This is a genomic window from Arthrobacter sp. GW460-12-1-14-TSB2, from assembly GCF_059423525.1.
The window spans coordinates 1-9,310 of record NZ_JBWKYC010000044.1; the positions used below are offsets into that span (position 1 = coordinate 1).

General features: G+C 65.9%; 8 protein-coding genes. 6 read left to right on the plus strand and 2 right to left on the minus strand.

Going from position 1 to position 9,310, the window contains the following annotated elements:
* Positions 1-128 precede the first annotated feature (128 nt).
* Entirely contained in the window at positions 129-698 is a 570-nt protein-coding gene (locus AC07YR_RS23080; RefSeq protein ID WP_494735392.1) for a pyridoxamine 5'-phosphate oxidase family protein, read from the plus strand.
* A 31-nt stretch (positions 699-729) separates the two neighbouring features.
* Positions 730-1,467, plus strand: coding sequence for a maleylpyruvate isomerase family mycothiol-dependent enzyme (locus AC07YR_RS23085; RefSeq protein WP_055798239.1), 738 nt, complete (start codon positions 730-732; stop codon positions 1,465-1,467).
* 79 nt (positions 1,468-1,546) lie between these two features.
* Here AC07YR_RS23085 and AC07YR_RS23090 read toward each other — a convergent pair whose 3' ends face one another.
* Positions 1,547-2,041, minus strand: coding sequence for a methylated-DNA--[protein]-cysteine S-methyltransferase (locus AC07YR_RS23090; protein ID WP_055798238.1), 495 nt, complete (start codon positions 2,039-2,041; stop codon positions 1,547-1,549).
* 62 nt (positions 2,042-2,103) lie between these two features.
* Positions 2,104-3,699 carry a DNA-3-methyladenine glycosylase 2 family protein gene (locus AC07YR_RS23095; protein ID WP_494735393.1) on the minus strand — a complete coding sequence of 532 codons (1,596 nt, stop codon included), beginning with the start codon at positions 3,697-3,699 and terminating at the stop codon, positions 2,104-2,106.
* Positions 3,700-3,794: 95 nt separating this feature from the next.
* On the opposite strand from AC07YR_RS23095, the gene AC07YR_RS23100 reads away from it, so the two are divergent.
* From AC07YR_RS23100 to tyrS, 4 genes are all read left to right on the plus strand, one after another.
* On the plus strand, positions 3,795-4,472 hold the full coding sequence (locus tag AC07YR_RS23100; RefSeq protein WP_494735394.1) for a DNA-3-methyladenine glycosylase: 678 nt from the start codon (positions 3,795-3,797) through the stop codon (positions 4,470-4,472).
* Between the two features lie 31 nt (positions 4,473-4,503).
* The gene (locus AC07YR_RS23105) at positions 4,504-5,061 is read left to right on the plus strand and encodes an adenine phosphoribosyltransferase (protein ID WP_055798229.1); all 558 of its coding nucleotides are present in this window, start codon (positions 4,504-4,506) and stop codon (positions 5,059-5,061) included.
* 152 nt (positions 5,062-5,213) lie between these two features.
* On the plus strand, positions 5,214-7,442 hold the full coding sequence (locus tag AC07YR_RS23110) for a HelD family protein (protein WP_494735395.1): 2,229 nt from the start codon (positions 5,214-5,216) through the stop codon (positions 7,440-7,442).
* 153 nt (positions 7,443-7,595) lie between these two features.
* Positions 7,596-8,909: a tyrosine--tRNA ligase gene (gene tyrS / locus AC07YR_RS23115; protein WP_436057241.1), complete on the plus strand. Its 1,314-nt coding sequence runs from the start codon at positions 7,596-7,598 to the stop codon at positions 8,907-8,909.
* Positions 8,910-9,310 lie beyond the last annotated feature (401 nt).

Consider the following 9,310-nt stretch of genomic DNA (forward strand, 5'->3'; position numbering starts at 1 on the left):
ATAAAACTGCTCCCCGGAAGTCGGAACTGAATTTCTCAGTCCAACTTCCGGGGAGCAGTTCAAAGTGAGAGAGCGTTGCCAATATTCATGCAATAACTGAGAGAGCGTTCTGCGTTTAAGGTGGCTGCATGAGCGAATCCTTCCGCCGGTACCTCCGCGCCCTGCCCGACTTCCCCGACGACCTGCCGGATTTTGACCCCGAGGCTGCACCGGAGGACCCGGCCGAGCTGTTCCGGCACTGGCTTGCGGAGGCGCTTGCGGCCGGGGAACCCCAGCCGCATGCGTGCAGTCTGGCCACCGTGGGAGCCGATGCCCAGCCGTCGTCCCGGATGCTGATCCTGAAAGACATTGACGACGACGGCTGGCACATCGCGACGTCCCGCACCTCGCGCAAAGGCCAGGAACTCGCGGCGACACCGAAGGCTGCACTGAATTTCTACTGGCCGCTGCAGGGCCGGCAGGTCCGCGTGGCCGGCGGCGTCGTTGAGCTGTCCGCCGAGGCGTCGGCGGCAGACTGGGCCGCCAGGCCTGCGGCGGACGGCAGCAGCAATCCGGACTGGCAGCTCTACGCCGTCCAGCCGCTCGAGATTGAGTTCTGGCAGGCCCGGCACGACCGCCGCCACGTCCGCCACCGCTACGGAGCCGGTCCGCTCGGTCCAGCCCCGGACAGCCCCGGTCAGGGTACCGGCCTGCGTTAAGGACGATTAACTGTCCGCTACGATGGCGGGTATGACCGCAATCACAACGGAAGCGCTGCTCGCCGAACTCCACAAAGCCGCCGACGTCGTTGCCTCCCAGGCCGGCAAACTCGCCGAAGAAGACGTCCCGGCGTCCTCACTGCTGCCAGGCTGGACGCGGGGCCACGTGCTCGCCCACCTGGCCGGTATTTCGAACGCGATGGCCCGTCAACTGGAATTCGCCGCGCGCGGCGAAACCGTGGAACTATACGACGGCGGCCAAGAGGGCCGCACCAAGGCCATCGAAATGGCAGCCGGCCACACCCTGGCGGAACACCGGGCCGATCTGGACTCTGCGCTGGAGCGCGCCATGCGGGCCTTCGATTCCCTGGACGCAGGTGGCTGGCAGGTTCCGATTTCCTACCGCGGGGGTGTGGTGCAGGACGGCGGGTTCGCGCTCTGGCGGGAACTCGTGATCCATGCCTCGGACCTCAAGACCGGCCTCGGCCCGGAAACCTGGAGCCGGCCCTTCTGCGAGCACCTGTTCGATTTCCTGGCAGCCCGGGTGCCGGACGGGCAGCGGTTCGTGCTGCAGCCACTCGGCCTTCCGCCCGTGACCGTCGGCACCGGAAACCGGTCCACCGTGATCAACGGAATGCTGACGGACATCGCGGCCTGGCTCGCGGGGCGCGAACCTTCCCTCGGCAGCCTGCGGGCGTCTGCTGCGGCCGACGGCGTGGATCTTCCGGAGTTGCTGCCCTGGCCCTCGGGAGTTCCGAGCACCAAGTAGGTCCGATCAGCAATTGAACGGGCCGGCAAGCGAGGCGCCCGGCAGGTAATCCGGCCGGTCGCCGCCCCGGGGGTTCCCGTCAGCTCTTTTCGCGTCCCAGCAGGCTTTGCTTGACGGCGAGTCCCCACCTGAATCCGCCCAGGGTTCCGTCTGTACGCACCACGCGGTGGCATGGCACGAACAGGGCCGCCGCGTTGAACGCGCAGGCACTCGCCGCCGCCCGGACGGCCCGCGGGTTTCCGGACAGCTCCGCGTATTCGGTGTAGGTGACCGGCCGTCCCGGGCTCACCGTGCGGAGGACATCCCAGGCATGGCTGCGGAAAGGCCCCGATTTCTGCAGTACGGGCACCCGCATGGCCGGTGCCGGATCGCCGGCGTAGAAAGCCGTAACGGCGTCGGAGATTTCGCCCAGGTCCAGGACAGGGACGAATTCATCCGGCAGCAGTTCGGGATGGATCTGCCCGGTCAGCTCCGCAGTCTCGGCAGTCCAGCCGGACGCCAGGACGGCACCATCGCGGGCAATGATCGTGAACGGACCGTCCGGAGTGGACATGGTCAGAAGTTCGGCTTTCATTTCTTCACTTTCCTGGGTTAAAACTACGGGGCTGAGAAATCGGCGGGGTTAACTCATTAGGGTTAAATCTGCGGTACGGCGGACAGCACCGGTGCCTGCTGCGTCTGCCGCGTCTGCCTGGGCTTCGGGCTTATGGCGGCCGCCCGCCAGAGGTGCATGGTGGCATATGAACGCCAGGGGCTCACTTCGGTGAAGTCCGGCGTGAGCTTGCCGGGCAGCCGGCCGTCTTCCAGGCAGCCGGCGGACTCCCGGGAGCCGGCGCCCGCCGGGTCGCCGGCTCTGAGGGCGAGGATACCGTTGCGGACGGCCGCGTCATTGGCCAGGAACACGTCGGGCGCTCCGATCACGCGCATGGCGACGTATCCCACGGTCCACGGACCCACGCCTGGCAAGGGGAGGAGCTTCGATTGCAGCCCGGCGAGGTCGTCTCCATAGCCGAAGTCGAGGTCCCCTGCGGCCATGGCACCGGCGGCGGCCCGAACGGAGTCGATCCGCCGCCGGGGTCCACGCAACAGGCCAAAACCCTGGTCGACGATCTCGGCCGGTGTGGGGAAGAGCCGGTGCAGCCCATCCGCCGGCACCAGGCTCTCGCTCCCGCAGGCGGAGAGTTGGGTGAGTGCGGTCCGGGCGGCCGCGACGGTGATCTGCTGGCCGATCATGGCCCGGATCAGCAATTCCTGCGGATCCACAGCCCCGGGCATCCGCATGCCCGGGAAGGCTTTGACAGCCGGTGCCAGCCGCGGATCTGCTGCCAGTGCGCCGTCGATGGCCACCGGGTCGGCGTCGAGATCCAGGAGCCGACGGACCCGGCTCAGCAGTGACGGCAGGTCCCGGAGATCCACCGCACCGATGGTGAGGACCAAGGGCCGCCCCGGGGCGCCGGCGTCGTACGTTGTGCCAAAGCGGGCGTCAGCGTGCGGGAGCCGCAGGGTCCTGGCGTAAGACGTTGCGGTGCCGGCCTCGATCCCGGGAATGGCCCGGACCGCGAGGAAATCGAAGACGCCCGGATCGAACGGTTCACGGTAGGGCAGGTTCAGCGTCAGCGCCGTGGTCGCGGCCGGTGCCCGGTGGTGACTGGCAGTCCCCCGAACTGCGCTGCCCCGGACTGCCGTGCCCCGGAGCGCCGTCGGCGTCATGGCGAAGACCTCGCCGATGGTTTCATTGAACTGGCGGACGCTGCTGAACCCCGCTGCGAACGCCACGTCCGCCAGCTTCATCTGCGTGGACACCAGAAGCGTCCGGGCGGTCTGGGCCCTGCTGGCCCGCGCCAGCGATAGGGGACCTGCGCCCAGTTCGTGGGTAAGGATCCGGTTGAGCTGCCGCGACGAGTAGCCGAGCCGCGAAGCGAGCCCTTCCACGCCGTCGCGGTTGATCACGCCGTCGTTGATGAGCCGCATGGCCCGCCCCGCAATGTCGGAACGGATGTTCCATGCCGGCGTGCCCGGAACGGCCTCCGGCAGGCACCGCTTGCAGGCCCGGTACCCCGCGTCGTGGGCCGCAGCGGAGGTTTCGTAGAACGTGACGTTTTCCGCCTTCGGCGTCCTGGCCGGGCACGAGGGGCGGCAATAGATGCCGGTTGTCCGGACAGCGGTGTAGAACTGCCCGTCGAAACGGGTGTCGCGGGCATCGATTGCCCGGTAGCGCTGCCAGAAGTCCATGGCTCCATCCTGTCAGGTCCCCGCAGCGGGGGCTAGCGGAAATCGGACACGGCCGTGGGGACCCTGATGCGGCGACGCTTTGTTAAAGTCAGTGCATGAGCAGCAGCCCGCCGCGCCCCGGACACGAACACTTCGTGCGGCAAGTGCTGTCCGGTGACGCCCGGCACGTGGCGCCCCTGGTGCTTGGCGCCGTCCTGACGCATGACAGCCCGGAGGGTGCCGTTTCCGTACGGATCACCGAGGTGGAGGCTTATCTGGGCCCCCGTGACTCCCCGCACCCGGACCCCGGTTCCCACACCTTCCGCGGACAGACCGGACGCAACACACCCATGTTCGGCCCCGCCGGGCACCTTTATGTCTACTTCACCTACGGCATGCACTATTGCGCCAACATTGTTTGCGGACCGCCCGGAACGGCGTCGGCCCTGCTGCTGCGGGGCGGGGAAATAGTGGGCGGCGAGGACCTTGCCCGGGCCAGGCGCACGACGTCGAAATCCTCCAAAGACCTGGCCAGCGGGCCCGCCCGGCTCGCCACGGCACTGGGGCTGACGACGGCGGACAGCGGGCGGGACGTCCTCGGCGAGCCGTTCAGGCTGGAGCTGCCCGTGGCACGGGCACGTGAGATCAGCACCGGGCCGCGCGTGGGGGTTTCGGGTGCGGGCGGCAGCCATGCGTATCCATGGCGGTTCTGGCTGACCGGGGATCCCACGGTCTCGCGCTACAAGGCTGCGAAGGCCCGCCCGGACCGCCCTGTGGCCGCGCGCGGATCGTGAAGAATGGCGTCCACAGGCATAGGGTGGATGCGTGAATCTAAGCGAGCCGGGCCAAGCCAGACGAAACGTTCCCGTGGACCAGCTGATCAACAGCCTCTGCGCGACGGTGCCGGACTATCCCAAACCCGGAATCATCTTCAAGGACCTGACCCCGGTCTTCGCCAACGGTGCTGCCCTCCACGCCGTCGTGGACGCACTCGTGGAGCCCTTTAAGGGCCAGTTCGACGCCGTTGCCGGAGTGGAAGCACGTGGCTTCCTTCTTGCCGCCGCTGCCGCCTACGCCACCAACACCGGTGTGATTACCGTGCGCAAGGCCGGAAAGCTCCCCCGCAAGGTGATCTCGGAGGACTACGCGCTGGAGTACGGCAGCGCAACGCTGGAACTGCACACCACTGACCTCCCGGCCGGAAGCCGGGTGCTGATTCTCGACGACGTCCTTGCCACCGGCGGCACGCTCGGCGCCGCCACGCGGCTTTTTGAGCGCTGCGGAGTGCATGTTGCCGGGGTGGGCGTGGTCATGGAACTCGGCGAGCTTCGCGGCCGTTCCGCCCTGAGCGGCCACCGCGTCCGCTCGCTCATCCGGCTCTAGCGTGGGCCCGCGGGGGCCGTTAAACCGGCGTTGGCGTGGACCCGGTGACCGAAGCGGGAAGCGGAAAACCGGGGAACTGAAATGTTTCAGGCGCGTTCAACAAAATGGTTGTAGAATGGACGGTCTGTCTTTTGCGATAGGGGAAAGTCTCGATGCTCGACGCTGATTTGGCCCATGAACGGGACTATGTTGCGGGACTGTATGCCCGCCTTGATGAGTTGCGCGAGGAAAAGCGCACTCAGCTAGCCCAGGTCCGCCGTGCCGGAGCCGTGGGAACAATGCAGAACGTTTCCGAACGGGACGCGTTCGCGGCCCTTTATGAGGACCGCCTGGCGCAGTTGGACGCCGTGGACGACCGGCTGGTTTTTGGCCGCCTTGACCTGGACTCGGGGGAGGCGCAGTACATCGGCCGCATCGGCCTGACGACTGATGACCTCCAGCGGCTCATGGTTGACTGGCGCGCGCCCGAAGCCGGGCACTTCTACCAGGCCACTGCCTTCGACCGCCAGGGCGTGCGCCGCCGCCGCCACCTGATTCTGCAGGGCCGCGAGGTCAAGGCCATTGAAGACGACGTCCTGGACGCCGACATGCTGGCCGACAACGAATCCCTGCAGGGGGAGGGCGCACTGCTGGCCGCCCTTAACTCCAAGCGCACCGGACGCATGTCCGACATCGTGGGCACCATCCAGTCGGAACAGGACCGGATCATCCGCTCCTCCATCTCCGGCGCCGTCGTCGTCCAGGGCGGACCCGGAACAGGCAAGACCGCCGTCGCCCTGCACCGTGCCGCGTACCTCCTGTACACGCACCGCGACCGGCTCAAGACTGCCGGTGTGCTTCTCGTGGGCCCGTCGTCGTCGTTCATGAAGTACATTGAGCGCGTCCTGCCGTCACTCGGCGAGACGGGTGTGGTCATGGCGAGCGTCGGGCGGCTCATGCCGGGCATCAATGCCGTACCGGAGCAGGAAGCGGATGTCGCGGCCGTCAAGGGACGGCTGGACATGGCCGAGGTCGTGGCCAACGCCGTGTCCAACAGGCAGCGCATTCCGGCCGAGAACCGGATCCTTGAGGTGGACGGCCGCAAGCTGGTCCTGACCCCGCGCCAGGTGCGGCGGGCACGGGAGAAGGCCCGCGCCACCCACAAGCCGCACAACGAGGCGCGCCTGACGTTCGTGAAGATCCTGCTCCGCGAGCTGACCGAACAGATGACCGAGCTCGTCGAGGCCGGCAGCATCGGCAATAACGCCGACCGCTCGTACCTCGCCGAGGACGTCCGCACTGCCCGCGATGTCCGGATCGCGCTGAACCTTTGCTGGATGCCGATGACGCCGGAGAAGCTCATCTCCGAGCTGTTCAGCAAGCCGGCCATCCTTGAAGCCTGCACGCCCCAGCTGACCGACGCTGAGCGCGCGCTGCTGGCCCGCCCGGCCGACAGTCCCTGGACCGAGGCCGATGTTCCGCTGCTGGACGAGGCCGCTGAACTTCTGGGCGAGCTTGATCCCGCAGCGGGCCGGGGCCTGGCCCAGCAGGAGCACGACCGCGCCCGGGACATCGCCAACGCCAAGCAAACGCTGGTGAACATGGAAACCGCCGGGGTGGACGTCCTGATGACGGCCGAGGAACTCGTGGACCAGAACCAGGAGCGCGAAGCGCGGCTCACCGCGGCCGAACGGGCTACCACTGACCGCACGTGGGCATTCGGGCACATTGTTGTAGACGAGGCCCAGGAACTGTCGCCGATGCAGTGGCGCCTGCTCGTCCGGCGCTGCCCGCTGAAGTCGTTCACGATTGTCGGCGACATCGCCCAGACCAGTTCCGTGGCCGGGGCCAAGTCCTGGCAGAGCGCGCTGGAGCCGATGTTCGGCGACCGCTGGCAGCTTGAGGAACTCACCGTCAACTACCGCACGCCGTCGCAGATCGCGGAGGCTGCAGCCCGGATGGCCACTGCCGCCGGACTGGTGATTTCGGCTCCCAAAGCGGTCCGGGAGGGACGCTGGTCGCCGATCATTGACCGCGTGGATGACGGGTCAGTGGTCAGCCGGCTCGTTGAGGTCCTGCCGGATGAGCTGGACGCGCTCGACGGCGGCCTGCTTGCGGTGATTGCCGACGGCGAGCTCCTCCCGCAAGCCACCTCCGCGCTGCGGGCTGCCTACGGCCGCCGCGTCGGTACCGGCGCCGGCAGCTACGAGCAGGACATCGTCGTCATCAGCCCGCGCGAGGCCAAGGGCCTGGAGTTCGACGGTGTGGTGGTGCTCGAGCCGTCCATGATGCTCAACCATGAGCACGGACGGGTGGGGGACCTCTACGTTGCCATGACCCGGCCCACCCAGCGGCTGCGGCTCATCTCCGCCGCTCCGGTACCGGCAGGCATCGAACGCTGATCCTGGCTGGTGCCTTTGGGTACTGCCTGGAACACGGCTGGCGGGAGGACCGGATCGTTCCGGCCTCCCGCCGGTCCCGCGGCACTGTCATGCAACGCTCATTTGGCTCCCGCGCAGCGCTGCGGACCGGGCAATCCTGCTAACTTAGATCACGTGTCCCAACTAAATGATCTCGAGTCCCAACAGAACGATCCGACCTTTGCCAACATCTGGCAAGAGCTCAACTGGCGCGGCCTGGTCCACGTGTCCACTGATGAAGTGGAACTGGAAAAGCTGCTCGCCGGGGACCCGATCACCTATTACTGCGGATTCGATCCCACCGCGCCAAGCCTGCACCTGGGCAACCTCGTGCAGTTGCTCCTCATGCGCCGCATCCAGCTCGCCGGCCACAGGCCGCTGGGCCTGGTCGGCGGATCGACAGGCCTGATCGGTGACCCGCGCCCGACGGCGGAACGCACCCTGAATACCAAGGACACCGTTTCCGAATGGGTCGGGTACCTCCAGGCACAGGTCCGCCGCTTCCTCAGCTTTGAAGGCGAAAACGCGGCCAGGATGGTTAACAACCTGGACTGGACCGCGCCCTTGAGCGCCATCGACTTCCTGCGCGAGATCGGAAAGCACTTCCGGGTCGGCACCATGCTCCGCAAGGACGCCGTTGCCTCCCGCCTGAGCTCGGATGAAGGCATCAGCTACACCGAATTCAGCTACCAGATCCTGCAGGGCATGGATTACCTCCAGCTCTTCCGTGACTACGGTTGCGTGCTGGAGACCGGCGGCTCTGACCAGTGGGGCAACCTCACCAGCGGCACCGAACTCATCCGCAAGGTTGAGGGCAAGCACGTGCACGCACTTGGCACGCCGCTCATCACCAATTCGGACGGCACCAAGTTCGGCAAGAGCGAAGGCAATGCCATCTGGCTCGATCCGGAGATGTGCAGCCCGTACGCGTTCTACCAGTTCTGGCTGAACACGGCCGACGCCGACGTTGCCGCGCGGCTGAAGGTGTTCACCTTCCTGACGCGCGCCGAGATCGAAGCCCTGGAAGTTTCCATTGCCGAGCGTCCCTTTGCCCGTGAAGGCCAGCGCCGGCTTGCGTTTGAAGTGACCTCCCTGGTCCATGGGGTTGAGGCAACGGAGAAGGTCATCGCTGCTTCCGCGGCGCTTTTCGGCGGCGGGGACCTTGCGGCGCTGGACGAACGGACACTGACGGCTGCCACCGCCGAGCTGCCTTCGGCCCGTGTTGCAGCTGACGGCCTTGGCATCGTGGATCTGCTCGTGGCCTCCGGGCTCTCGGACAGCAAATCGGCCGCCCGCCGGACCGTGGGTGAAGGCGGTGCCTATGTCAACAACACCAAGGTCACCGATCCTGAGGCAGTCATTGCGGGCAGTGAACTTCTGCACGGGCGCTACCTGCTCCTGCGCCGCGGGAAGAAGAACCTGGCAACTGTGGAAGTGGCTGCTTCCTAGGGCTGACAGTTACCACGACGTCATGTGCACGCTCCTTTCCGGCCGATTTGCGAGGCCGGGGAGGAGCGTGTATTGTTTTCTGAGTCGCCGCCGCTGAGTGGTGACAGACCCCCTACAAATGAAAAGCAATTCTTCATGCGCAAGTCGCAGAAATGAAAAATTGCTTCATATTTTGCTGGGCGGATTCACTCCACCAAGTGAATTTCGGAAGAATAGCCGGATTTGCAAAGTGGAAATGAATGAAATAAGCTAGAAACATCGCAGCGAAGAAATGATAACAAAGAATTCATCGGAATTCAAATATTTGTTTGAAAAGTATTCGAATGTGTCTGTTGTTTGAGAACTCAATAGTGTGCCAAGTTTGTTGATACCAATTTATTTATATGGATTGGTTGAATTGA

Coding starts and splice junctions, on each gene's coding strand:
- AC07YR_RS23080 (WP_494735392.1), top strand. CDS start 129: ATGAGCGAATCCTTCCGCCGGTACCTCCGCGCCCTGCCCGACTTCCCC.
- AC07YR_RS23085 (WP_055798239.1), top strand. CDS start 730: ATGACCGCAATCACAACGGAAGCGCTGCTCGCCGAACTCCACAAAGCC.
- AC07YR_RS23090 (WP_055798238.1), bottom strand. CDS start 2,041: ATGAAAGCCGAACTTCTGACCATGTCCACTCCGGACGGTCCGTTCACG.
- AC07YR_RS23095 (WP_494735393.1), bottom strand. CDS start 3,699: ATGGACTTCTGGCAGCGCTACCGGGCAATCGATGCCCGCGACACCCGT.
- AC07YR_RS23100 (WP_494735394.1), top strand. CDS start 3,795: ATGAGCAGCAGCCCGCCGCGCCCCGGACACGAACACTTCGTGCGGCAA.
- AC07YR_RS23110 (WP_494735395.1), top strand. CDS start 5,214: ATGCTCGACGCTGATTTGGCCCATGAACGGGACTATGTTGCGGGACTG.